The organism is Sphingomonas sp. S6, assembly GCF_043498045.1.
Taxonomy (GTDB): Bacteria; Pseudomonadota; Alphaproteobacteria; order Sphingomonadales; family Sphingomonadaceae; genus Sphingomonas.
This window is the reverse complement of sequence record NZ_JBIEOE010000011.1, coordinates 21,072-42,571: the sequence shown is the minus strand read 5'-3', so window position 1 is coordinate 42,571 and position 21,500 is coordinate 21,072. Positions and strand designations below refer to the sequence as shown.

26 protein-coding genes and 1 tRNA gene are annotated in these 21,500 nt (G+C 66.6%); 17 read left to right on the top strand and 10 right to left on the bottom strand.

Translation table 11 applies throughout. From position 1 onward, the window contains the following. Positions 1–65: 65 nt before the first annotated feature. The gene (locus ACGVWT_RS14880; RefSeq protein WP_017979362.1) at positions 66–551 is read left to right on the top strand and encodes an SspB family protein; all 486 of its coding nucleotides are present in this window, start codon (positions 66–68) and stop codon (positions 549–551) included. 736 nt (positions 552–1,287) lie between these two features. Here the strand turns inward: ACGVWT_RS14880 and ACGVWT_RS14875 are convergent. The 3 genes from ACGVWT_RS14875 to ACGVWT_RS14865 form a co-directional block, all read right to left on the bottom strand. Then, positions 1,288–1,548: an SWIB/MDM2 domain-containing protein gene (locus ACGVWT_RS14875; RefSeq protein WP_116462706.1), complete on the bottom strand. Its 261-nt coding sequence runs from the start codon at positions 1,546–1,548 to the stop codon at positions 1,288–1,290. A gap of 47 nt (positions 1,549–1,595) precedes the next feature. Further along, positions 1,596–1,799, bottom strand: coding sequence for a DUF2945 domain-containing protein (locus tag ACGVWT_RS14870; RefSeq protein WP_024310300.1), 204 nt, complete (start codon positions 1,797–1,799; stop codon positions 1,596–1,598). A gap of 194 nt (positions 1,800–1,993) precedes the next feature. Then, positions 1,994–4,954: a TonB-dependent receptor gene (locus tag ACGVWT_RS14865; RefSeq protein ID WP_394427034.1), complete on the bottom strand. Its 2,961-nt coding sequence runs from the start codon at positions 4,952–4,954 to the stop codon at positions 1,994–1,996. Positions 4,955–5,175: 221 nt separating this feature from the next. Between ACGVWT_RS14865 and folE the strand changes: the two genes are divergently transcribed. Genes folE through ACGVWT_RS14850 form a run of 3 tightly spaced genes read left to right on the top strand, consistent with a single transcriptional unit; the run spans position 5,176 to position 6,910 of the window. Next, positions 5,176–5,802, top strand: a complete 627-nt coding sequence (gene folE, locus ACGVWT_RS14860; protein WP_116462708.1) for a GTP cyclohydrolase I FolE — start codon at positions 5,176–5,178, stop codon at positions 5,800–5,802. Then, complete coding sequence (locus ACGVWT_RS14855) at positions 5,802–6,557, top strand: SDR family oxidoreductase (protein WP_315462917.1); 756 nt, start codon at positions 5,802–5,804, stop codon at positions 6,555–6,557. Before folE ends, ACGVWT_RS14855 begins: the two co-directional genes overlap by 1 nt. Then, a complete protein-coding gene (locus tag ACGVWT_RS14850; protein ID WP_315462916.1) occupies positions 6,554–6,910 on the top strand; it encodes a dihydroneopterin aldolase in 357 nt (118 codons plus the stop codon). The genes ACGVWT_RS14855 and ACGVWT_RS14850 overlap by 4 nt, the downstream gene beginning before the upstream one ends. 102 nt (positions 6,911–7,012) lie before the next feature. Here the strand turns inward: ACGVWT_RS14850 and ACGVWT_RS14845 are convergent, their stop codons facing one another. Next, a complete protein-coding gene (locus ACGVWT_RS14845) occupies positions 7,013–7,855 on the bottom strand; it encodes a class I SAM-dependent methyltransferase (RefSeq protein ID WP_315462915.1) in 843 nt (280 codons plus the stop codon). A 42-nt stretch (positions 7,856–7,897) separates the two neighbouring features. On the opposite strand from ACGVWT_RS14845, the gene ACGVWT_RS14840 reads away from it, so the two are divergent. The 6 genes from ACGVWT_RS14840 to ACGVWT_RS14815 all read left to right on the top strand — a co-directional run bounded on the left by ACGVWT_RS14840 (position 7,898) and on the right by ACGVWT_RS14815 (position 10,897). Continuing rightward, entirely contained in the window at positions 7,898–8,659 is a 762-nt protein-coding gene (locus ACGVWT_RS14840) for a ComF family protein (protein ID WP_315462914.1), read from the top strand. 32 nt (positions 8,660–8,691) lie between these two features. Then, complete coding sequence (gene grxC / locus ACGVWT_RS14835; RefSeq protein ID WP_116462713.1) at positions 8,692–8,949, top strand: glutaredoxin 3; 258 nt, start codon at positions 8,692–8,694, stop codon at positions 8,947–8,949. A 10-nt stretch (positions 8,950–8,959) separates the two neighbouring features. Beyond that, complete coding sequence (locus ACGVWT_RS14830) at positions 8,960–9,781, top strand: carbon-nitrogen hydrolase family protein (protein WP_315462913.1); 822 nt, start codon at positions 8,960–8,962, stop codon at positions 9,779–9,781. Further along, complete coding sequence (locus ACGVWT_RS14825) at positions 9,778–10,209, top strand: DUF1178 family protein (protein WP_315462912.1); 432 nt, start codon at positions 9,778–9,780, stop codon at positions 10,207–10,209. The genes ACGVWT_RS14830 and ACGVWT_RS14825 overlap by 4 nt, the downstream gene beginning before the upstream one ends. Positions 10,210–10,253: 44 nt before the next feature. Then, positions 10,254–10,330: transfer RNA gene (locus tag ACGVWT_RS14820), tRNA-Arg, on the top strand. A gap of 102 nt (positions 10,331–10,432) precedes the next feature. Beyond that, positions 10,433–10,897, top strand: a complete 465-nt coding sequence (locus ACGVWT_RS14815) for a hypothetical protein (protein ID WP_315462911.1) — start codon at positions 10,433–10,435, stop codon at positions 10,895–10,897. Positions 10,898–10,909: 12 nt separating this feature from the next. On the opposite strand, the gene ACGVWT_RS14810 is transcribed toward ACGVWT_RS14815, so the two are convergent. Continuing rightward, positions 10,910–11,275: a hypothetical protein gene (locus ACGVWT_RS14810; protein ID WP_315462910.1), complete on the bottom strand. Its 366-nt coding sequence runs from the start codon at positions 11,273–11,275 to the stop codon at positions 10,910–10,912. 96 nt (positions 11,276–11,371) lie between these two features. On the opposite strand from ACGVWT_RS14810, the gene ACGVWT_RS14805 reads away from it, so the two are divergent. Then, positions 11,372–12,025 (top strand): hypothetical protein, encoded by a 654-nt coding sequence (locus ACGVWT_RS14805; RefSeq protein WP_394427024.1) that lies wholly within the window; start codon positions 11,372–11,374, stop codon positions 12,023–12,025. Continuing rightward, positions 12,022–12,819, top strand: coding sequence for a hypothetical protein (locus tag ACGVWT_RS14800; protein ID WP_315462908.1), 798 nt, complete (start codon positions 12,022–12,024; stop codon positions 12,817–12,819). Before ACGVWT_RS14805 ends, ACGVWT_RS14800 begins: the two co-directional genes overlap by 4 nt. Before the next feature lie 37 nt (positions 12,820–12,856). Here the strand turns inward: ACGVWT_RS14800 and ACGVWT_RS14795 are convergent, their stop codons facing one another. Further along, the gene (locus ACGVWT_RS14795; RefSeq protein ID WP_315462907.1) at positions 12,857–13,492 is read right to left on the bottom strand and encodes a hypothetical protein; all 636 of its coding nucleotides are present in this window, start codon (positions 13,490–13,492) and stop codon (positions 12,857–12,859) included. On the opposite strand from ACGVWT_RS14795, the gene fumC reads away from it, so the two are divergent. The 3 genes from fumC to ACGVWT_RS14780 all read left to right on the top strand — a co-directional run bounded on the left by fumC (position 13,491) and on the right by ACGVWT_RS14780 (position 15,371). Then, positions 13,491–14,879 (top strand): class II fumarate hydratase, encoded by a 1,389-nt coding sequence (gene fumC, locus ACGVWT_RS14790; protein ID WP_315462906.1) that lies wholly within the window; start codon positions 13,491–13,493, stop codon positions 14,877–14,879. The genes ACGVWT_RS14795 and fumC overlap by 2 nt on opposite strands. A gap of 79 nt (positions 14,880–14,958) precedes the next feature. Continuing rightward, positions 14,959–15,174, top strand: coding sequence for a hypothetical protein (locus ACGVWT_RS14785; protein WP_017979343.1), 216 nt, complete (start codon positions 14,959–14,961; stop codon positions 15,172–15,174). Continuing rightward, positions 15,171–15,371: a hypothetical protein gene (locus ACGVWT_RS14780; RefSeq protein ID WP_147034880.1), complete on the top strand. Its 201-nt coding sequence runs from the start codon at positions 15,171–15,173 to the stop codon at positions 15,369–15,371. The genes ACGVWT_RS14785 and ACGVWT_RS14780 overlap by 4 nt, the downstream gene beginning before the upstream one ends. Before the next feature lie 73 nt (positions 15,372–15,444). Here the strand turns inward: ACGVWT_RS14780 and ACGVWT_RS14775 are convergent, their stop codons facing one another. After that, positions 15,445–16,047 carry a DUF2585 domain-containing protein gene (locus ACGVWT_RS14775; RefSeq protein ID WP_315462905.1) on the bottom strand — a complete coding sequence of 201 codons (603 nt, stop codon included), beginning with the start codon at positions 16,045–16,047 and terminating at the stop codon, positions 15,445–15,447. Between ACGVWT_RS14775 and gmk the strand changes: the two genes are divergently transcribed. Continuing rightward, a complete protein-coding gene (gene gmk / locus ACGVWT_RS14770) occupies positions 16,046–16,711 on the top strand; it encodes a guanylate kinase (protein WP_207771711.1) in 666 nt (221 codons plus the stop codon). The two genes, ACGVWT_RS14775 and gmk, sit on opposite strands and share 2 nt — an antisense overlap. Before the next feature lie 373 nt (positions 16,712–17,084). Here the strand turns inward: gmk and ACGVWT_RS14765 are convergent, their stop codons facing one another. From ACGVWT_RS14765 to rplU, 3 genes are all read right to left on the bottom strand, one after another. After that, positions 17,085–17,648 carry a GNAT family N-acetyltransferase gene (locus ACGVWT_RS14765; protein WP_315462904.1) on the bottom strand — a complete coding sequence of 188 codons (564 nt, stop codon included), beginning with the start codon at positions 17,646–17,648 and terminating at the stop codon, positions 17,085–17,087. A gap of 172 nt (positions 17,649–17,820) precedes the next feature. Continuing rightward, complete coding sequence (gene rpmA / locus ACGVWT_RS14760; protein WP_018250697.1) at positions 17,821–18,090, bottom strand: 50S ribosomal protein L27; 270 nt, start codon at positions 18,088–18,090, stop codon at positions 17,821–17,823. Between the two features lie 27 nt (positions 18,091–18,117). After that, positions 18,118–18,414, bottom strand: coding sequence for a 50S ribosomal protein L21 (gene rplU, locus ACGVWT_RS14755; RefSeq protein ID WP_017979337.1), 297 nt, complete (start codon positions 18,412–18,414; stop codon positions 18,118–18,120). A 254-nt stretch (positions 18,415–18,668) separates the two neighbouring features. On the opposite strand from rplU, the gene ACGVWT_RS14750 reads away from it, so the two are divergent. Beyond that, the gene (locus ACGVWT_RS14750) at positions 18,669–21,455 is read left to right on the top strand and encodes a TonB-dependent siderophore receptor (protein ID WP_315462903.1); all 2,787 of its coding nucleotides are present in this window, start codon (positions 18,669–18,671) and stop codon (positions 21,453–21,455) included. Positions 21,456–21,500: the final 45 nt, after the last annotated feature.

Below are 21,500 nucleotides of genomic sequence, written 5' to 3'. Positions count from 1 at the left end.
CACACAAATTTGATGGGCCATCGTGGCGGCTTGACCCCGCCGCCGATCGCGCTACCCAAGGGGTCATGACCGACGGCCTGCCCGATAGCCTGATCCCGTATGACGAAATCGTCCAGGAGGCGCTGCGTGCCGTCGTCGGACGCGTGCTCGGCTCCGTCGCCGATTCGGGCGGCTTGCCGGGCGAACATCACTTCTACATCACGTTCAAGACGCAGGCGCCGGGTGTCGACATCCCGCAACGGCTGATCGAACGCTTCCCGGACGAGATGACGATCGTCCTGCAGAACCGCTATTGGGACCTGCTGGTCGACGACCGGAAATTCTCGGTCGGCCTGTCGTTCAACCAGGTGCCCTCGAAGCTGGTTATCCCGTATTCGGCGATCACCGGCTTCCACGATCCGGCGGTGAATTTCGAGCTGCGCTTCCAGGCGACCGAAGGCCCGGACGATGGCCCCGAACCGCATGACGAGGCGGAGAACGACGGCCCCACCGTCACGCCGGCCGAAGACGGGTCGAACGTCGTCAGCGTGGATTTCAAGCGCAAGAAGTAAGGCGCTTCGCCCGGTAGTCAGGCGCGAATGCGGACGGGGCGGGCAGGGTTGCGCGCGTCGCCGGCCGTCCCCATGTGCCGGTCTGCAAAATTATGGCCACATTTTACGGCTAACTGGCGGTATTCCGGGGGCGGGAGATCGACATGACGTGTGCAGTTTCGGCAATTCTGACGACGATGCGCGCCATCGCCACGGCGGAGCTGTAAGCCATGCGTCCGCTGAGCTTTTATCTGTACGTGCTGGCCGGTGCGCTGATGATTATCGCGTCGGTGATCGCCCTGCCGTTCGTTCCGGCGCGGTCGCGCTGAGGGGCTGACCGGGCGGTTTTGGTACGCGCGGTCGCGGTGACGCTGGCCGGCGGTTGGTGCCTGATTTCGCTCTGATAGACTTTTAGTAGAAGCGTCACCCCAGCGAAGGCTGGGGTCTCGTGCGGCTATCGACGCGCGCTTTAACCGGGATATCCCAGCCTTCGCTGGGATGACGGCTTATTCGCGTGGCTGAGACAGACCTTTTTCTAGCCCATCTTCTCTGATGCCGTCTCTGCGGCTCGGTGGACCCCGGACCAAGTCCGGGGTGACGGCGTGATTTTGGCTGCGCTGTTGCCGTTGCCGATGTTGCGGAACAACCTCCGCAATCGCGGGCTGTAACAGCCCCGCACCCGTCACGTTATCCAAACCGATCGGGAACATCGCCGGCCGCATGAGGGCGCGATGTTCCCGATTCGGGGAAGGCGGGGTTACGCCTTGACGTGCTGCGAGATGTACTTGTTCATCTCGAACATCGTCACCTTGTCCTTGCCGAAGACCTTCTTCAGCTTGTCGTCGGCGAGGATCTCGCGCTTGTTCTCAGGGTTCTGCAGGTTGTTGGACTTGATATATTCCCACACCTTGCTGATCACCTGGCTGCGCGGCAGCTTCTCGTTGCCGACGACCGCTCCCAGCTCGGGAGACGGCTGCACGGGGGCGTGGATGCCGCCGGTCTTGGGTGCAGTAGCCATCGCATTCCTTCCTGTTTGCGCCCGGTCCAGCCCGGGGCGTTGAAACGTTACGCCTTTTTGAGCGCGTCCGCCTTGTGCGCTGCCTTTCCGCCGTTGTCACTCTTTACAATGAACTGCGGGTCGTCCTTCGACGCGCGGACGGTGTGGCCCTTGATCGTCGTGTCGCTCGTCTGCTTCTTTTCGACCGTGCCATGGGCGGTGCCGCCATGGCTCTTCCAGGTCACTTCGTCGCCCTTCTTCAGGTCTGCCATGATCGCCTCCGTTGCGTGGTGCGCGATCAAGCGCTTGGCGGGGCGAAGGGTTGCGCCTTGGTTGCTGATCCAGCCTAGCTGGATCAGGTACGGTGCCGGCCCGCTCCCCCTCCCGGCCGCCCACACGGTATCCTGATGGGTGGCCGGGAGGGGGAGCGGGCCGGCACCGTACATCCGCGTGAGCGGATCGAACGTCAGAACTTGAAGCCTACCGCCGCGCCGTAGCGGCGCGGTTCGATGGTGAAGATGTTGGTGTACAGGCCCGACGACTGATCGGCGACCGCCTGGCCGGTGATCGCATTGTTGTTGGTCAGGTTCTGGACGAAGGCACGCAGGTAGAAGCGGTCGTCCGGCGCATTGAGCTGCACCTGGGCATTGACGACCTCATAGCCCGGCACGCGATCGATGTTCATGTTGAACACGCTCGCCGAGAAATTGCCGGTGTAATTGAGGTCGGCACGCGGGACGAGGCTCCAGCCGCTGCCGAAGTCCATCGTATATTGCGCGCCCACCGACCATTTGTACGTCGGCGCCTGCGGCAGCGTGTTGCCGTTGAGGCCGACCGGCACGCCATCGGTGACGGTCACCGGGGTCTGCGTTGCGGCCGCCTGCGCCTGGAGCACCGAGCAGATGCCGAAGGCGCCGGTCGTGCCGGTGCCGGAGATCGACGTCGGCCCCTGCAGGCCAATGCCGCGGTTCACCGCGGTTACGAAGCCGTTCGACACCGCTGCGCCGCCCGCATTGGGGATGACGACGCAGTTGGAGGCATTGGTGATATCCTTGATAATCACCGTGTCCGTCCGGCCACCCGAGGGCAGGCGCGGGTTGATCAGCGCCTTGTTGCCGGTGATTTCGGTGTGCAGGTAGCTGGCGTTCATGTTGACGACGAAGCGCGGGATCGGTGCGACGATGGCTTCGGCTTCGAGGCCGTAGATATTGGCGTCGACATTGTCGTTCACCGCGGTGCGCGCGACGATGCGGCTGAGCTGTAGCCCCTTGTACTTATAGTAGAAGCCAGTGACGTTTAGGCGCAGCGCGCCGTTCAGGAACGTGTTCTTCGACCCGATTTCGAACGCATCGACCTGTTCGGGCGTGAAGGTGGTCGGCACCGAGAAGCTGGCCGCGACCGGCGGGTTGATGCCGCCCGACTTATAGCCGCGCGAATAGGAGGCGTAGAGCAGCTTGTTGTCGTCGATCTTGTAATCGAACACCGCGCGGCCGGTCAGGCGGCCGAACGACACGTTGCGGCGGGCATAATCCTGGATGCCGGGCGTCGTCGGGTCGAAATCGACCTGCGCATAGTTGAAGCCGTTCTGGATGCCCTGCGCGCCATAAGGCGTCAGCACGTTGAGCGTCAGGTTGCGTGCCTGCACGAACTTGTCGTCATGGTTGTAGCGCAGACCCAGCGTCAGCTTGGCACGCTTGCTGAATTCGAAATAGGTTTCACCGAAAATGCCATAGGATTTCAGGCGGAAGCGCGGCGAGTCATTGCGGTAGAAGGGCGTCGAGAGGAAGGCATTCCCGCCCACGCCCGGGATCGCCGCCGATGAGGCCGCGCCCAGGATACCCGAGGCGTAATCGAGGCCGAAGGCATTGACGAAATAGTCGTTATTCTTGCTGAGGCTGTCGAGATAGATGCCGCCCAGCAGGAAGTTGAACATGCCGTCGAACTTGCTGTCGATGTGCGCTTCGGCCGAGAACTGGCGGTTCTGGATACGCGACCGGTCGAAGTCGAGGCTCTGCGGGAAACAACCGATCGCATTGCCGCCGTACACGCCGACATTGTTGGGGTCGGACGCCGACTGGCAGACGCCGCCCGCCGGGCCGTTGGGGATCAGCGTCTGGCGCACGCCGTTGAGGAAGGCGAAGGGCGATCCAGCGCGGCCCAGCGCATTGAGGTTGGCAAGGCCGGCGTTGTTCGCCAGCGGCGCCTCGACCGCGAGGTTATAGTCGACGGTGCTGTCGACCGAATTGCGCGTGTAACCGCCGGTGATGTTGAGGTTTACCGGGCCAAAATCGTGGAAGACCTTGACCATATATTGCTCTTCGTCCGCGAAATAGGTCGGACGATAGTCGAGCCGCACGGTGCGGACGTCGGCGGGGTTGACGACGCCGGCGTACGGGTCGGCACCATACAGGCTCTGCAGCGCGAAGCGGCCGAGCGCGGGGTTGTTGACGTTGAAGAATTCGGTCGAGGTCAGCACCGCGGCGAGCGTCGAGAGGCCGTTGGTCGTCTCATAGCTCTTGGTATCGGGCAGACAGCCCAACACGCCGGTCGGATCACGATGGCACAGCTGCTTCTGGATGCGGCTGCGATTGTCCTTTTCGCGGAAATAATAGCCCATCAGGTCGATGCGCGTGTCGGACGACGGCTCCCACGACAGCGTGCCGCGGATCGCATACAGATCGCGATCGTCGATGCGGCTGTTGTCATAGGTGTTGAAGGTATAGCCGTCGCGCTTCAGATAGGTGCCGGCAACGCGGATGCCGAGCGTGTCGGTGATCGGCAGGTTGAACATCGCCTTCGCGCGCTTCGAATCGTAATTGCCGTATTCGAATTCGCCCGCGGCATGGACGCCGCTGAGATCGGGCTTGGCGGTGATGAAGTTGACGACGCCCGACGTCGCGTTGCGGCCGAACAGCGTGCCCTGCGGCCCGCGCAGCACTTCGACGCGTTCGAGGTCGAAAAATTCGCTTTCGAACAGGCGCGTGGTGGCGAGCGGCATATCGTTGACGTGGATTGCGGTCGCCTGATCGCAGGTCACGCCGACGCACAGATCGCCGATGCCGCGGATGGTGAAGCTGGAGGTGGTGAAGCCCGTCTTGGTGAAGGTGATGCTGGGCAGCGACTGTTGCAGCGCGATCGGATTGACGATCTGCTGCTTTTCGATGTTGTCGGCGGAGAAGGCGCTGACCGCGATCGGCACGTCCTGCAACCGTTGCGACTGGCGCTGCGCGGTGACGACGATGTCCTGGATGCCCGTATCGGCGGACGCGGCATTGGGATCGATGCTCTGCGCCGAGGTCGCTTCCTGTCCGGGCCCAATGGTGGGTGCCGTATTCTGCGCGGACGTGGTAGCGCCCGTCTGTGCGGCGGCGGGCATGGCGGCCGTCATGGCGAGGGCGGATGCGGCAAGCAGTTCGAATTTCTTCATGATGGCCTCGTCTCCCTGTCGCCATCCGGTCTTGCGCCGGTAGAGCGGTTTCCAGTCTGCGGTATGGTGGAGTTAGCGTCGGAATTTCGTCGTCGTCAAACGTTTTGTACAGTGGGAAACTGCCGTATGCGAGGCCGCGGCGATCACCACGATAAGTTGCGAAATTGAACGTAAGGTTTGCTGCACCGCAGCGATGAGCCAGTTGGCTGAAAGGGTATGGAATGTCACACGATCACGCGGCACCGGACGACGGGGATCTGGTTGCCTCCGCGGCCGAGGCCGCGATCCCTCAGGATGTGGCGGAGGCGATCCGCACGCTGATCCGCTGGGCGGGCGACGATCCCACGCGCGAGGGGCTGGTCGACACGCCGCGCCGCGTCGCCAAGGCATGGCGCGAATATTGCGCCGGCTATGGCGACGATCCCGCGCATCACCTGTCGCGCGTGTTCGAAGAGGTCGGCGGCTATGACGAGATCGTGCTGCTGAAGGACATCCCTTTCCAGTCGCATTGCGAGCATCACATGGCACCGATCATCGGCAAGGCGCATATCGCCTATCTGCCGAAGGACCATGTCGTCGGCATCAGCAAGCTCGCGCGCGTGCTGCACGGCTTTGCCCGGCGGTTGCAGGTGCAGGAGCGGCTGACGGCGGAGGTCGCCGATTGCATCTGGGAAAATCTGCGCCCGCAGGGTGTCGCGGTGGTGATCGAGGCGAGCCACGCCTGCATGACCGCACGCGGCGTGCGCACGCCCGGCGTGTCGATGGTGACGAGCCGAATGATGGGCGTGTTTCGCGACGACGAGCGCAGCCGCAAGGAAGTGCTGTCGCTGATGGGCCTGCGCAGCTGATGGCCAGCCCGGCGCTGGGGCATGTGCTGGTCACGGGCGGCGCCAAGCGGCTGGGCGCGTGCATCGCGCGTGCCTGCGCCGCCGCCGGGTGGCGCGTGGTGATCCATTACGGCCGTTCCGCCGACGACGCGCAGGTGCTGGCGGAGGAGATCGGCGGTGCGGTGGTGCAGGGCGACCTGTCCGATCCGTCGCAGGCGGCGGCGCTGTTCGCACGCGCCCGTGCAGCGGCGGGCGGGCCGATCGCGGCGCTGGTGAACAGTGCATCGGCGTTCGAGTTCGATCGGCCCGAGGCGATCGATGCAGGGCTCGCGGCCCGGCTGCATGCGACCAATGCGGTGACGCCGGCGATGCTGGCAAGCGCACTCGCCGCGCAGGATGACGTTGCGGACGGGGCGGTGGTCAATCTGCTCGACCAGAAGCTCGCCAATCCGAACCCCGATTTCTTCAGCTACAGCTTGAGCAAATATGCGCTCGCCGGTGCGACGACGATGCTGGCCCAGGCGCTGAGTCCTCGCGTGCGGGTGAATGCGGTAGCACCGGGGATCACCTTGCCGAGCGGCGGGCAGAGCGAGGCGGAATTCGCCGCGGTCGCCTCCGACAATCTGCTGCGCCATCCGGTGGGGGCAGACAATGTCGCGGCGGCCGTCGTGTATCTGCTCGGCGCGCGCAGCGTCACCGGGCAGACACTGTACGTCGACGCCGGCCAGCGGTTCGTGCCCAGCGCGCGCGATGTGATGTTCGGGGACGAGGCATGAGCGTCTACACCACGATCCTCGACGGGCTGGAGGTGGCGATGCGCCTCGGCATCCACCCGCACGAGGCCGAGCCGCAGCGCGTCCGCCTGTCGGTGTGGATGACGGTGGATTATGCCGCGCCGCCCAGTGCCGACCGGATCGAGGAAGTGCTCGACTATGACTTCGTGCGCGACGGTATCCGGCGGCTTGCCGATGGGCCGGGCTTTGCGTTGCAGGAGACGCTGGTCGATGCGGTGGCGGCGCTGTGCCTCGCCGATCCGCGCGTCCGCCATGTGCGCGTGCGCTCGATGAAGCTGGATGTGTATCCCGACGCAGCGGTGGGCTGCGAGATCGAGCGGGGGCGGTGCGCTTGAGCTATTCCCTTCCGTCATCCCGGCCTTGAGCCGGGATCCCGCTTTGTCGACCGTCGATAGCGGGACCCCGGATCAAGTCCGGGGTGACGGAGCATGGGGGGATCAGGGCGTCTTCAGCGCCGCTGCCAGGCTGGCGGTGGCGCTGCCGCGACGGGCGGGTTGGGGCTGCGAGGCGTCGGGGGCCCAGCCGGTGAGGAAGACAATGGAAAAGCGCTCCGTCGTCCGCCCGTCCGGCCCCGCCGCCTCGGCGAAGGCGGCGGCGGCGCGCGCGAGCGTGCCGCGCGTCATGCCGGTCCGCGCGGTCAGGATATTGCCCAGCGCACTGCCGCGCAGATCGTCGAGCAGCCGGCCGAAGCTCGCATAGCGCACATCGAGCGTCTCGACGTCGGCGACCGGCAGGGTCAGGCCGGCGCGGACGAGCAGGTCGCCCGCCGAGCGGACGTCGATCTGCGGGTGCAGCCGGGGAGCGGGCCGGTCGCCCTCCGCTGCGCGGAATGCGGCGCGGAGCGCGGGCAGGCTGCCGGCGCCGAGGAACGCGCCCAGGAACACGCCATCGGGCCGCAACGTGCGGCGAATGAGCGACAAAGCGCCGGGCAGGTCGTTGACCTGGTCGAGCACGCCGGCGCTGAGCACCGCGTCGAAACTGGCATCGGCGAAGGGCAGGCGGTCTTCGTCCGCCTGTACGCCGCCGCTGGCGCGCGCGAAGGCGAAGCCGGGGTCCATCCGCGCCACCCGGGCGCCGGACACGGTGAGCGCGGTGTCGCTGGCGCCGATATCGAGCACGTCGGCGAAATCGCGCTTCACCGCGGCGAGGCGTTCGAGCAGCCCGTCGACCATCGTTTCGCGCAGGAAGGCGTGGGCGGCATAGTCGCCCGCAGCGGCGCGGTCGCGGCGGCGGCGGCGGGCCGCGGCGTCGAAAATGGCATTGGGGGCGGGACTGGTCACGGGCCGGCTTGTGCCTTTCGGACGGCCGGGCGACAAGCGGGCATGAGCCGATTTGCGCCACGCATCGCCGCGTCTGCCCTGAAGGGGTTGGCGGGCGGCGTCGGCGTGCTGGTGGCGCAGGCGCTGCCGCCGCGCTGCCCGGGATGCGGCGAGCCGGTGGCGGCGGACCATCGCTTCTGCGCCGCCTGCTGGAGCAGCCTGCACCTGATCGGGCCGCCGTGGTGCGCGACCTGCAACCTGCCCTTCACGCATGCGATGGGGGAGGGCGCGCGCTGCGGCGCCTGCCTTGCCGATCCGCCGCGCCACCGCGGGGTGCGGGCGGCGGTCGCTTATGGCCCGATCGCGCGGCAACTGGCGCTGCGGTTGAAATATGGCGGGCGGATGGGGATCGCGACGACGATGGCGCAGCGGATCGCACCGCTGGTGCCCGCGGACGTCGATCTGCTGGTGCCGGTGCCGCTGCATCGCTGGCGGCTGTGGTCGCGCGGGTATAACCAGGCGGGGCTGATCGCGGCGGCGCTGGCGCGCGAGGCGGGGCTGCGACACGATCCCTTCGCGCTGACCCGGCGGCGGCGGACCGCGGCGTTGCGCGGCATGGGGCGCAAGGCGCGGGCGCGGGCGGTGAAGGGCGCCTTTGCGGTATCTGATCCGGCGCGGCTGCGCGGGCTGCATATCGGGCTGGTCGACGACGTCTATACCAGCGGCGCGACGACGGACGCCTGCACCGCAGTGCTGCTGCGTGCGGGGGCGGCATCGGTGACGATCCTGTGCTGGGCGCGGGTGATCGCGGAGAGCGACGATTGACAAGACCGCCGTCGCATCACACCTCCACAGGCATGGCAAAGGTCGAAATCTACACCAAGGCATTCTGTCCCTATTGCTCGCGCGCGATGCGGCTGCTGGCCGAGAAGGGCGTCGAGCCAGTGGAATATGACATCACGATGGGCGGTCCGCAGCGGCAGGAGATGATCCAGCGCGCCAACGGGCGGACCACCGTGCCGCAGGTGTTCATCGACGGCGCGCATATCGGCGGGTCGGACGATCTGGCGGCGCTCGACGCGCGCGGCGGGCTCGATCCGCTGCTCGCCGGCTGATGTCACCCCCGTGCTGATCGCGCTGTTGCAAATGACGAGCGGGATCGATCCCGCCGTCAACGCTGCGGACCTGCGCCACGGCATCGCCGCGGCGAAGGCGAACGGCGCGGGCATGGTCTTCGCGCCGGAAATGGCGGGCCTGCTGGATCGCGATCGCGCGCGGGCCGCGGTGTCGATCCACGCCGAGGGCGACGACCCCGTGCTGGCGACGATGCGCGAGGCGGCGGCGAAGGCGGGGATCTGGGTGCAACTCGGGTCGCTGGCGATCCGGCGTGACGACGGGCGGCTCGCCAATCGCAGCTTCGTGATCGACGACACGGGCGCAATCCGTGCGCGCTACGACAAGCTCCACCTGTTCGACGCGGATCTGCCGACGGGCGAGAGCTGGCGCGAATCGGCGAGCTATGCGCCGGGCGACACTGCGGTGGTGGTCGATACGCCGCTGGGCGGCATGGGGCTGTCGATCTGTTACGATCTGCGGTTCGCCGGCCTGTATGCCACGCTGGCGCAGGCGGGTGCGACGGTCATGTCGATCCCGGCGGCCTTTACGCGTCCGACTGGCGCGGCGCATTGGCACGCGCTGCTGCGCGCCCGCGCGATCGAGACGGGGTGTTTCGTCGTCGCTGCGGCGCAGGCGGGGGCGCATGCGGACGGCCGCGCGACCTATGGCCATTCGCTGGTCGTCGATCCCTGGGGGGACGTGCTGCTCGACATGGGCGAGGCGCGCGGCCTGGGCTTTGCCGAGGTCGATCCGGCACGCGTGGCGGACGTGCGGGTGCGCATGCCGGTGCTGCAGCATCATCGGCCCATTCCGCCGGTGGTCCGGGCGTGATCGTATTCGACCTGCGCTGCGACGGCGGTCATGTGTTCGAGGCGTGGTTCCAGTCGAGCGCGGCCTATGAAGCGCAGCGATCGGCGGGCCACGTCGTCTGCCCGATGTGCGGGACGACCGGGGTGGGCAAGGCGGTGATGGCGCCCGGCATTCCGGCCAAGGGCAACACGCGCGAGGCGGCGCCGTCGCCCGACGTGGTCAAGGCGGCGCTGCGCGAGCTGGCGGGCCTGCAGGCCAAGGCGCTGGAGGGGTCGCAATGGGTCGGGCGCGACTTTGCGACGCGGGCTCGGGCGATGCACGACGGCGAAGAGACGGTAAGCGCGATCCATGGCCAGGCAAGCCTTGCCGAGGCGAAGGCGCTGGTGGAGGAGGGCGTGCCGATCGCACCGCTGCCACTGCCCGTGCGGCCGCCCGAAGAGGCGAACTGACGGGCTGGACCCTGCGCCCGCGCACCGGTATCAGGCGAGGCAGTGGCCCCGTAGCTCAGCAGGATAGAGCGCCAGATTCCTAATCTGTAGGTCGCGCGTTCGAATCGCGCCGGGGTCACCATCGCTGCCGGTCGCGGACGGCCCAGATCGCGATAGCCGCTTTCCATCCGGAACGGACTCTTTTAATCCCCCGTACGGTTCGACGGCGGCAGGGACAGGCGCAATGTACACCGAGATCGTCAGGCTGCTCAGCGCCGGGTCGCTCGACGACGAGGCCGTGCGCGAGAAAGCGGCCGAGCTGGATGCGGCGGTGACCGACCCCGAGGCGTGGTTGCTCGATTACGAGCCTGAGGAAATTCGGCAGCTCGTGGTCGAGATGACGCTGGGCGAGTTCTTCTTGATCGGCGACAAGATCGATGAGCTGCACGAGCTGATCAGCGACGAATTCGCCGAGCCGCTGCCGCCGTTTCCCTATCGCGAGGATAAGGAAAAGGTGCTCGTGAAGGACTATTTCGCGTGGCTCGACGCGGAATTGCTGGCGCGACCGACCGCGTGGGAAGTGCTGTTATGGCACAATGGCCTCGACGATAATCTGCACGTCGTCATCGTGCGCCGATCCGACACGGACCGGCTTCTGGCGCTGGCCGGCACGATGGGGCTGCGCGTGGAGCGGGCGACCGCCATCTGAACGGTAGAGGGTCTAGTTTCGCGGTAGGATGAACAGGTCGCCGGTCGCGCGCCCTTCGGCACGCGCGCGGCGGATCGACCGGACGATGGCATAAGCGAAGGCGGCAAGGCCGGCGACCCAGAGCGGCGGCGTCAGCAGGAAATGACCGACAAGTGCGAACAGGATCGCGCCAAGCAACAGACGGCTGAGCGGCCCTGCGCGGCCCAGCCCGATCCACAGGACCGGCGCGAGGAGCAGCGTGCCGAGCAGCGCAACGAGCATCGCGGCATAGCCGCACGACCCTTCGAAACAGGACCCGAAGACGCCGGGGTCGATCGCCCTCGCGACGCCGGTCCCCGCCAGCGCGAGGACGAAGGCGAGCGTCAGGGACAGGATCACTCTCATGCCCCGACAGGTGACGGCGCGCGCGATGCGGGTCAAGCCTGTCCGATTCTGACCATTGATCCGGTTGCCCTGCGCTGGCAGACACGCGCCATGATCCGCCGCATGCCCTTCGTCCTGCCGCTCGTGCTGGCGCTTGCCCTGCCGTCGCTTGCCGAAGCGCAGGCCGCGCTGACGCCGGAACTGCTCGGCGATGCGCTGTCCTGCCGGTCGCGCGATGCGCTGGAGGCCTTTGCCAACGGGCTGTTCCTCGACCCGAAAATCCCCGCCTGGATGAAGGAGGGCGCCCCCGACAAGGCGACCGAGGGCATGCTGGGCATCGAAGGTTATACGCTGACGACGCCCGCGTCGCTGATGGGGCAGCGCGTCGATCGCGTCTACTTCCTCAACAACTGGATCGTGACGCTGTGGCCGCGCAAGGTGGCCGAGGCTTTTATCGCGGCGCATGCGTTGAAGCGCGCGCCGATGGCCATCACCGAGCAATATTATCGCTTCGTCGATCCCAAGAGCGGCCCGATGCTGGGGGCGTTCGCGCCGACCGGCAATGCCACCGCCGCGCTGCTGGCCAAGGCGTTCGGGGCGAAGGCACCGCCGCCGCCGCCCGCCGACAGCCTGTTCGTCGGCTGCAATTATGCCCCGGTTTCGGAAGCGGAGTTTTTGGCGGTCGCGCGTCGGGCGTCGGGCATGGCGGCGGATGCGAGCCGTGCCGTCGCCGACGATGTCGGCGCGATCGTCCCGCCGCAATGACCGACGCTCCGTCCGACCTCGCCGATCGCTATGCGCGTCGGGTGCTCGACTTGGTCGGCCATTGTCCCGTGGGGAAGTCGCTGAAGGCGCAGGACACGGGGCGTTTCGCCGATTGTTCGCGCAAGCGGGACAAAGCAGAGCTGCGCCTGAAGGTGGGGCTGCGATCCGACGTGACGGGTCGGGCGTTGCTACATGCCCGGTTCCGGATCGGCTTCCCGTCCGGCGGCGAGCCCATCGTCGTGCTGCACCATCTCGAAGGGCGACGCGAGACCGATGACCTGACCGTCCGGCAGGAAAAATTCCTGTCCGCGTTGATGACCTGGGCCGAGCAGGTCCTGCCCGATGTCACCCCGGCGGAGCCGGGTCCGCGGACCCCGACGTGGCAACGGCAATTCGCCGAGCTGTACCATCGACTGTCCGGCCGGTCGCTCGCCAGCGCGCGGCGGCGGTTGCGCGAGGGCTTCTTCGTCGATCAGGAGGATACGTCGGAGTCGATGCGGATCGACTCCTTCCTCGAACTGCTCAGCGAAGAGGGATGGGTCGCGCTGGTCGACTGGAAGGAAGAGACGGTCGACGAACTCGTGCAGGAGCTCGCCCGGCAGCGGCTCGCGGCGGCACGGGTGCGATCGGCGGACACCGTCGATCCCGCCAGCCTTGCCGAAGCCGGCTATGCCATTGTCTCGCTGGAAGACGGCAGCGACGGATCGGCGATCGCCATCGTCGCGCGCGGCGAGATTGCGAGGGTCGCGCAACTGCTGGCGGAGGTTGCCCCGCATATGACGCTGCGGGCCTGACGCGGCGTGTGAGCGGTTCCGGCCGCTCGCTCGAACGCTATTTCCGGTCGGGAACGTGGACGACCCGCATCGGAGTCGCGCAGGCATAGGCCGCCTTATAGGGCTGGCCCCAGCAGCGATCGAACCCTTCGAAGACGTTCATGTTGAGCGGCCAGCGGATCGGCAGCGGCTTGCCGTCCGGGCCGTTGAACGTGAACCCGGCCGGCTTCGGCACGGCCGCGAGGCGCGCACGGGCGGCATCGAAGGCGGCGCGGTCGCGGTTGAGGAAGGCGATCGTGCCGTCGACATAATGGTTCCAGCCGATGCGGTCTTTCGCCGCCGGCTTGTACGACTGACGGAAGAGCGCAATCGCCTGGGCGGTCTGGCCGATGTCGGCGCGCAGCTGCCCCTCATGCCAGAACAGGATATCGTTCTGCGCCTTGTGTGCGATCCGCCAGTCGCGGATCAGGTCGGCGGCCTCTGCCTCGCAGCCGTCCTCTTCCAGCTTGCGCCAACCGCCGGTCGTGTCCTGGTCGAACGCCGCCTGATCGAGCGTCAGCATCGCGGCGCGGTCGTAATGGCAGGGGCCGGCGGCGAGGGCGGCCTGCGCGATCAGGGCAAGGATCCGCGTGTCGCAAATTTGGCACAGCGCTTGTCTTGCAACAAGCGCTTGTCTGACGAATTGGAGCAGCATGACCACGCGCACCGAAACCGATTCGATCGGACCGATCGAGGTTCCCGCCGACGCCTATTGGGGCGCCCAGACCGAACGCAGCCTGGAGAATTTCCCCTTCGGCCCGCGCGAGCGGATGCCGGTGGAGATCGCCCATGCGCTCGCCATCGTGAAGCAGGCGGCGGCGCGGGTGAACCGGCGACACGGGCTCGATGCGCATAAGGCCGACGCGATCGAGGCGGCGGCGGCTGCGATCGTCGCGGGGCAGTTGGACGACCAGTTCCCGCTCGTCATCTGGCAGACGGGCAGCGGCACGCAATCGAACATGAACGTGAACGAGGTGATTGCTGGCCACGCCAACGAGGCGCTGGCGGGCACACGCGGTGGCAAGACGCCCGTTCACCCCAATGACGACGTCAACCGCGGCCAATCCTCGAACGACAGTTTCCCCACCGCGCTCCACGTCGCCGCCGCACTGGCGGTGACGCAGCAGCTGTACCCGGCGCTCGACCGGCTGCATGCGGCGCTCGACGCCAAGGCGGTCGAATGGCGCGACCTGGTGAAGATCGGCCGCACGCATTTGCAGGACGCGACGCCGCTGACGCTGGGGCAGGAGTTTTCGGGCTACGCGCGGCAGATCGCCAATGCGCGCGACCGGATCGCCGGGACGCTCGATCGCAACATCATGCCGCTGGCGCAGGGCGGAACGGCGGTCGGCACCGGCCTCAACGCACCCGCGGGCTTTGCGGAGGAGGTGGCGCAAGAGATCGCCGGCCTCACCGGCCTGCCGTTCGTCACCGCGCCCAACAAGTTCGAGGCGCTGGCCAGCAACGACGGCCTCGTCGATCTGCATGGCGCATTGAACGTGCTCGCCGTGGCGCTGACCAAGATCGCCAACGATATCCGGCTGCTCGGCTCCGGCCCGCGGTCGGGCCTGGGCGAGCTGGAATTGCCCGCCAATGAACCGGGCAGCTCGATCATGCCGGGTAAGGTCAATCCGACCCAGGCGGAGATGCTGACCATGGTCGCGGGGCAGGTGATGGGCAATAACGTCGCCGTCACCGTCGGGGGACTGCAGGGCCATATGGAGCTGAACGTCTTCAAACCGCTGATCGGTGCCAATGTGCTGCGCTCGATCGCGTTGCTGAGCGTCGGCATGAACAGCTTTGCCGAGCGGACGGTTGAGGGGATGACCGCCAATCGCGCGCGCATCGCCGAACTGCTCGACCGATCGCTGATGCTGGTGACGGCGCTGGCGCCCGAGATCGGCTACGACAATGCCGCCAAGATCGCCAAGCACGCCCACCAGCACGGCCAGACGCTGAAAGAGGCAGGGCTGGAACTGGGGCTGGTCGATGCCGAAACGTTCGACCGGCTGGTGCGCCCGGACACGATGATCGGTCGCTGAGCGGCCGGACGGGTCCGTCGCGGAACTTCCCCGTGGTTCGCGCGCTTGCTGGGGGCATAACAACCACGAAGGGCATGGCGTGAGTACGACGACCACGGGCGCGCTGATCGGCGCGGCAATCGACTCGATCTCGGGCGACGACGACAGCGTCGCGGACGGCGCGATCATCGGCGCCGTCACCGCGAACGTGCTGAAGGTCGTGCTCCCGCTGGCGGTGACCTACGCGGTGGGCTGGGCGGTGCTGCGTGGCGCCGAGCAGCTGAAGGACCAGATTTTCGGAAAGGTGGAAGCATGATCGGCAAGATTATTGGTGCGTTGGTTGGTCGCGAAGTCGAGCGCCGCAACGGCGACAGTGGCCTGAAGGGCGCGGCGATCGGCGCGCTGACCATGGGCGCGATGCGGCGCATGGGGCCGCTCGGCATGATCCTGGGCGGCGGCTATGTCGCCAAGAAGGCCTATGATCGTCGCAAGGCGGCGCGCGGCCAGATCTGATCGATGAGGGGCGTGGCCCCGGCGTTTTGGCCGGGGTCGCGCTTCATTCGGTCTGGCCCTGAGCCATTTTCCCCTAACCCATCTGCCAATGTCGTATCGCCTCGACCGGCGCGATCAGCATGATGAGATTGAGCGTCAGATTGTCGCGGATCGCGACCAGCGCCACCATTTCCAGCAGCACGACCAGCGCTGCGCACGCCCACCAGGGCAGACGCCGCGCAATAGCGAACCCCAGCATCATGCAGCCGATGTCACTGAGCGAATTGAGGATGCTGTCGCCACTATAGCCCCAGGCCATCGTCACGCTGCGATAGCGATCGATGATGAGCGGCGAGTTTTCGAGGATCTCCCAACCCGACTCGATCGCCACGGCCAGAACGAGCCGGGCGGTCCATGGCCAACGGCGCAGCGCCAGCCGGCCCGCGGCGTAGAAGAGCAGGCCGTGGACGATATGGCTGAGGCTGTACCAATCGGCGATCTGCTGGCTGTTCTGGTCGGATTGCACCGCCCCATGCCACAGCGCGATTCGGCCGCAGGGGCAGATCGGCGAGCGGCCCATGACGAACAATGTCGCCGCAGCCAGCACCAGCAGGGCTGCGATCAGCCAGCCACTTTTCGCCGCCAACCACGCGCCTGCGCTTGACGCCCGGCCCGCGGCTACGCCAGTAGCGCGCATGCCGTCTTCCTCCCCCAATGATCCGCACAACTTCCGCCGCCGCGGTATGTTGTTCGTTCTGTCCTCGCCTTCGGGCGCCGGCAAGTCCACCATCGCGCGCAAATTGCTCGCGGACGAGCCCGGCCTCGAAATGTCGGTGTCGGCGACGACGCGCAGCATTCGCCCGGGCGAGACCGACGGCAAGGACTATCACTTTGTCGGGCTTGAGGAATTTCGCCGCATGGTGGCGGACGACGAGTTCCTGGAATGGGCCCACGTCTTCGGTCACCGCTACGGCACGCCGCGCGCGCAGGTCGAGGCGATGCTGGCGGCGGGCAAGGATGTGCTCTTCGACATCGATTGGCAGGGTGCGCAACAGCTGTTCCAGATCGCCGGCGGCGACGTGGTGCGCGTGTTCATCTTCCCGCCCTCGATGGAGGAATTGCGTGCGCGGCTGACGAATCGGAACACCGATTCGGCCGAGGTGATCGACGCCCGCATGGCGCGCGCCGCCAACGAGGTGAGCCACTGGGATGGCTATGACTATGTCCTGGTCAACGACGACGTCGAGGAATGTTTCCGCGGCGTGAAGACGATCCTGGCGGCCGAAAGGCTGAAGCGCTCGCGCCAGACGGGGTTGATCGGCTTCATCCGCAAGCTGACGCGGGTCGCGGAGAAGCATTGAGCGGAGGGCGGGGAGGCTTTCTCTCTTCCGTCATTCCCGCGCAGGCGGGAATCTATAGCCGCTAACGCTTCTGGGCCTCACCACCGTCAGCCAGTGTGGATTCCCGCCTGCGCGGGAATGACCGGCAGGCCTCATCCACGCGGCGATGGCTGATCCCCGTCCACCGCATTCCGATCGCGCACATAGTCGATCGTCGGCCTGCGATCGCACCACACATGCCGTCACCCCGGACTTGATCCGGGGTCCCGCTTCTGCAGGGCTGTCCGCATTTAGCGGGACCCCGGATCAAGTCCGGGGTGACGGTAGGGGCGGGCTGAACCGGCAGCGGCCTACAGCAGCTGAACGGCGTGACGGACCGCCAAGTCACGCCCCCTCACGCCGCGATACGCAGGGCAGGGTGATCCTCCTCTGCGGCGTCCAGATCGAGCGTATAGCCGATTGACGGCGCCGGTTCGGTCCGGCCAAGCGACGGCTTGACGAAGGTCTGCCCGGTCGGCCGGAAGCCCAGCTTGCGCAGGACGGCGCCCGACGCCGGATTGTCGGCGAAGTGCCAGCCTGCGATGCGCCGCAGCCCCAGCGCGTGACGCGCCATCGCGATGACGGCATGGCCCGCCTCGGTCGCATAGCCGCGGCCCCAGGCGGCGGGGGTGAGCCAGTAGCCAAGATTGGGCTGGCCATCCATTTCCGAAATGCCAATGCCGCCGACGATCGCCGGGGCGCCATCGGGCCACGCAAGATCATGGCTGACGATCAGCATCCGCGCATCGTCTGGCGCATGCGGACGGGCGCAAAAGGCCTCTGCGTCGGACAGGGTATAGGGATAGGGAACCCCGCTCAGCATCCGGGTGACCGCTTCGTGATCGATCGCCGCGGCCAGCTCGGCCGCATCCTCCGGCCACGCCGGCCGGAGCGTCAATCTGTTGGTTCTCGCGAACATTCCTGCTCTCTCCTTGGCCACGCCGCTGCCACGCGCCTGTGACGCGGCAGGGACAGTCGGGGTCGGGGAGCAAGAAAAAAGGGAGCCGGGGTGACCCGTCTCCCTTGTTTGGTTGGCATCTTGTGAAAGATGCGACCGGGTCACCCTGGTGGGCAACCCGGCTGGTTGCCCGTTATTCGGCGGCTTCCGCCATAATCTGCACCGAGCAGAATTTACGGCCGAGCTTGCCTTCGTGGAACGCCACGCGGCCGTCGACGAGCGCGAACAGGGTGTGATCCTTGCCCATGCCCACGTTGGCGCCCGGATAGAACTTGGTGCCGCGCTGACGCACGAGGATGTTGCCCGCGATCGCTTCCTGACCGCCGAACTTCTTCACGCCAAGACGACGGCCGGCCGAATCACGACCGTTGCGCGACGAACCGCCTGCTTTCTTATGTGCCATGCTGCTCTACTCCTGTTCGCGCTGGGCTCAGCCGACCGAAACGATCTTGAGGATCGTGTGGTTCTGGCGATGGCCGTTCTTGCGGCGATAATTGTGACGGCGGCGCTTCTTGAAGACGATGACCTTCTCGCCCTTCGCCTGTGCGACGATCTCGGCGGCGACGGTCAGACCCTCGACGCTCTTCAGCTCCGAGCCTTCGCCCGCGAGCAGGACATCACCCAGCGTGATCGATGCGCCGGCTTCGCCGTCCAGCTTCTCGACGACGATCTTGTCTCCGGCGGCGACGCGATACTGCTTGCCGCCCGTGCGCACGACTGCGAACATGGCTCTAGTCACTTCCCAAAAAACATGTGCCCGCACAGGGAGACCCGGCGGGATGAGCGGCGGCAGCTAAGGAATGTGCAGGCTTCTGTCAACCTTTGAAGCGGGGCACGCCGACATTCATCATGTGGCGGCGCAGCAACAGCGGTATGACAAACGTATGAAGGGTCTGTGACGATGACTTGCCCGGCCCCCAGCGCGACATAAAGTGTCGTCGATCGCGACGGTAACTAAGCTGAGCGAAACAGGGGAAAATCATGAAGCGCGCAATCTTGCTTGCCGGCGTCGCCGTGCCGGCATCCTTGGCGGTCTTGTCCGCACCGGCCTGGGCACAAGCGGTGCAGTCGGCGCCCAGCCAGGAAGCGACGGCCGATACGTCGGCGCAAAGCGACGAGGCGGCCAACCAGATCGTCGTCATCGGTAGCCGCGTCGCCAACCGGACCGCGATCGACAGCCCTGTGCCGATCGACGTCATTTCCGGCAGCGCGCTGCAGGCGTCGGGCACCGGCGAACTCAACAAGACGCTGAACCAGCTCGTCCCCTCGTTCAACTTCCCGCAGCCCTCGATCGCCGACGGCTCCGACGTGACGCGGCCCGCGACGCTGCGCGGCCTCAACCCCGACCAGACGCTGGTGCTGCTCAACGGCAAGCGCCGCCACGTGTCGGCACTGCTCAACATCAACGGCACCGTCGGGCGCGGCTCGGCAGCGGTCGACATGAACATGATCCCGGCGCTCGCGATCCAGCGGGTCGAGGTGCTGCGTGACGGCGCCTCCTCGCAATATGGCTCGGATGCGATCGCGGGCGTGATCAACGTCCAGCTGAAGACCGCGAGCGAAGGCGGTCGCGCACAGGTGAGCTACGGCAAATATGTGACGACACTGGACGGAGTGGCCAATTTCAACGGCCTGCTCGGCAATTCCCCGTCGCTCGACCCGACCGACTCGCGCTACCTCCAGGCGAACAGCAACGGCGAGCGCAAGGCGCGCGACGGCGCGATGCTGACCTATGGCGTCAACGTCGGCCTGCCGATCGGCAACGGCGGCTTCTTCAACTTCACGGGCGAATATCGCGACCGCGACTTCACCAACCGCCAGGGCTACGATCTGCGGCCCAACTACATCCGTCCGTCGTCGACCACGTTCGATTCGCGCGAAGCGAGCTTCAACCGCCTCGACTTCCGCTACGGCGATGCGAAGACGCAGGACTTCAACTTCCTCGTCAACATGGGTCAGCCGCTGGGCTCGGCCGACTTCTACGCCTTCTTCACATATGGTCACCGCGACGGCCTGTCGGCGGCGAACTTCCGCCAGCAGTCGGCGGCGACCAACCGCGACTTCTCGACGATCGCGCCCGGCACAACGCCGACCAGCGCCAATTTCGTCGGCCTGACGCCAGACGGTTACCTGCCCAAGATCCAGTCGAGCATCGACGATCTGTCGGCGACCAGCGGCATCCGGGCCGATGTCGCGGGCTTCAAGGGCGACTTCTCGCTCGGCTTCGGTCGCAACGAGCTGAGCTACCGGACCGAGGATAGCGTCAACGTCTCCTTCGGTCCGCAGAGCCAGCGTTCGTTCGATGCCGGCGGCCTCGCCTTCTCGCAGATCCTGGCGAACGCCGACCTGTCGCGCCAGTTCGACGTCGGCCTGGCGGGCCCGCTGACCTTCGCGTTCGGCGGCGAATATCGCCACGAAATTTTCCAGATCCGCCCCGGCGATCCGCAGTCGTACCAAACCGGCCCGTTCTTCCAGGCGACGCGCACCACCACGGCGGCGAACTGCACCACGCTGGGCGGCGTGTATGGCGGGGGCGCGGCAGCGACCGGTACTTGCTCGTTCCCCGGCCGTACCGCGGCGGCGGGTGCGCAGGGCTTCGGCGGTCTGCCTGCCTCGGCCCGGACCAACGTCAACCGCAACAGCTATGCCGGCTATCTCGAGTTTGACGCCGACCTGTTCACCGGCTTCACCGCGACCGCGGCGGGCCGTTACGAACATTACAGCGACTTCGGCGATACGGTGAACGGCAAGCTGGCGCTGCGCTACGAACTGACCGAGGGGTTCGCGCTGCGTGGGTCGGTGTCGAACGGCTTCCGTGCGCCGTCGCTGCACCAGCAATATTTCACCACCACCTCGACCAACTTCCTGTCGGGCGTGCCCGTGGACGTGTCGACCGTCGCCGTGAACAGCCCGGTGGCGCGTGCGCTCGGTTCGCAGCCGCTCAAGCCCGAAAAGTCGGTCAATCTGTCGGGCGGTGCGACGCTCAATCCGTTCCGCGGCTTCAACCTGACGGTCGATTATTTCCACATCAAGATCCGCGACCGCATCGTGCTGTCGGAAAATCTGGGTGCGGCGGGCGTCGGCACGGCGGCGCAGAATGCCGCGGTGCAGCAGGTGCTGGTGGCGAACGGCTTCAACACCGTCGGTGCGGCGCGCTTCTTCATCAACGGCCTGGATACGACCACGCAGGGCGTCGATGCGGTTGCGACCTATCGCGCCAATCTGGGCGGCCTGGGCGCCTGGAATTTCTCGGCCGCGTATAACTACACGAAGAACCAGATCGACAAGCGGCTGAACACGCTGGGGTCGCTGGCGCAGATCCCCGGCCTCGTCCTGTTCGGACGCGTCGAGGGCTACCGGTTCGAACGGGGCCAGCCGCGTACCAAGGTCGTGCTGGCGACCGACGGCAAGATCGCGGGCATCGGCGTGTCGGCGCGTACGACGCGTTATGGTTCGGTGATCTCGCCCGAAACGACCGCACCGCTCGCCGATGCGACCAGCCTGACGCTGCTCGGGCCGGACGATCAGGTGCTGCGCCCCAAGTGGATCACCGATTTCTCGCTAAGCTACGAATATCGCGGCGTGCAGCTGACGCTGGGCGTGGACAATGCCTTCGACGTCTATCCGGATCGCCGGCCGTTCGGCCTGCGCCCGGCGAGCGTCGGCGGCAGCTATCCGACGACCTATCAGTTCCTGCCATATAGCAACTTCTCGCCGTTCGGCTTCAACGGGCGCTTCCTGTACGCGCGCGCGGCGATCAACTTCTAAGGGGGGGGGCGGGGAGGGGCGCTACGGCGTCCCTCCCGCTGACCG

What these genes read in the sequence shown, in the direction of transcription:
- ACGVWT_RS14880 (WP_017979362.1), top strand. Translation starts at nt 66, where the DNA reads ATGACCGACGGCCTGCCCGATAGCCTGATCCCGTATGACGAAATCGTC.
- ACGVWT_RS14875 (WP_116462706.1), bottom strand. Translation starts at nt 1,548, where the DNA reads ATGGCTACTGCACCCAAGACCGGCGGCATCCACGCCCCCGTGCAGCCG.
- ACGVWT_RS14870 (WP_024310300.1), bottom strand. Translation starts at nt 1,799, where the DNA reads ATGGCAGACCTGAAGAAGGGCGACGAAGTGACCTGGAAGAGCCATGGC.
- ACGVWT_RS14865 (WP_394427034.1), bottom strand. Translation starts at nt 4,954, where the DNA reads ATGAAGAAATTCGAACTGCTTGCCGCATCCGCCCTCGCCATGACGGCC.
- folE (WP_116462708.1), top strand. Translation starts at nt 5,176, where the DNA reads ATGTCACACGATCACGCGGCACCGGACGACGGGGATCTGGTTGCCTCC.
- ACGVWT_RS14855 (WP_315462917.1), top strand. Translation starts at nt 5,802, where the DNA reads ATGGCCAGCCCGGCGCTGGGGCATGTGCTGGTCACGGGCGGCGCCAAG.
- ACGVWT_RS14850 (WP_315462916.1), top strand. Translation starts at nt 6,554, where the DNA reads ATGAGCGTCTACACCACGATCCTCGACGGGCTGGAGGTGGCGATGCGC.
- ACGVWT_RS14840 (WP_315462914.1), top strand. Translation starts at nt 7,898, where the DNA reads ATGAGCCGATTTGCGCCACGCATCGCCGCGTCTGCCCTGAAGGGGTTG.
- grxC (WP_116462713.1), top strand. Translation starts at nt 8,692, where the DNA reads ATGGCAAAGGTCGAAATCTACACCAAGGCATTCTGTCCCTATTGCTCG.
- ACGVWT_RS14815 (WP_315462911.1), top strand. Translation starts at nt 10,433, where the DNA reads ATGTACACCGAGATCGTCAGGCTGCTCAGCGCCGGGTCGCTCGACGAC.
- ACGVWT_RS14805 (WP_394427024.1), top strand. Translation starts at nt 11,372, where the DNA reads ATGATCCGCCGCATGCCCTTCGTCCTGCCGCTCGTGCTGGCGCTTGCC.
- ACGVWT_RS14800 (WP_315462908.1), top strand. Translation starts at nt 12,022, where the DNA reads ATGACCGACGCTCCGTCCGACCTCGCCGATCGCTATGCGCGTCGGGTG.
- fumC (WP_315462906.1), top strand. Translation starts at nt 13,491, where the DNA reads ATGACCACGCGCACCGAAACCGATTCGATCGGACCGATCGAGGTTCCC.
- ACGVWT_RS14795 (WP_315462907.1), bottom strand. Translation starts at nt 13,492, where the DNA reads ATGCTGCTCCAATTCGTCAGACAAGCGCTTGTTGCAAGACAAGCGCTG.
- ACGVWT_RS14780 (WP_147034880.1), top strand. Translation starts at nt 15,171, where the DNA reads ATGATCGGCAAGATTATTGGTGCGTTGGTTGGTCGCGAAGTCGAGCGC.
- gmk (WP_207771711.1), top strand. Translation starts at nt 16,046, where the DNA reads ATGCCGTCTTCCTCCCCCAATGATCCGCACAACTTCCGCCGCCGCGGT.
- ACGVWT_RS14775 (WP_315462905.1), bottom strand. Translation starts at nt 16,047, where the DNA reads ATGCGCGCTACTGGCGTAGCCGCGGGCCGGGCGTCAAGCGCAGGCGCG.
- ACGVWT_RS14765 (WP_315462904.1), bottom strand. Translation starts at nt 17,648, where the DNA reads ATGTTCGCGAGAACCAACAGATTGACGCTCCGGCCGGCGTGGCCGGAG.
- rpmA (WP_018250697.1), bottom strand. Translation starts at nt 18,090, where the DNA reads ATGGCACATAAGAAAGCAGGCGGTTCGTCGCGCAACGGTCGTGATTCG.
- rplU (WP_017979337.1), bottom strand. Translation starts at nt 18,414, where the DNA reads ATGTTCGCAGTCGTGCGCACGGGCGGCAAGCAGTATCGCGTCGCCGCC.
- ACGVWT_RS14750 (WP_315462903.1), top strand. Translation starts at nt 18,669, where the DNA reads ATGAAGCGCGCAATCTTGCTTGCCGGCGTCGCCGTGCCGGCATCCTTG.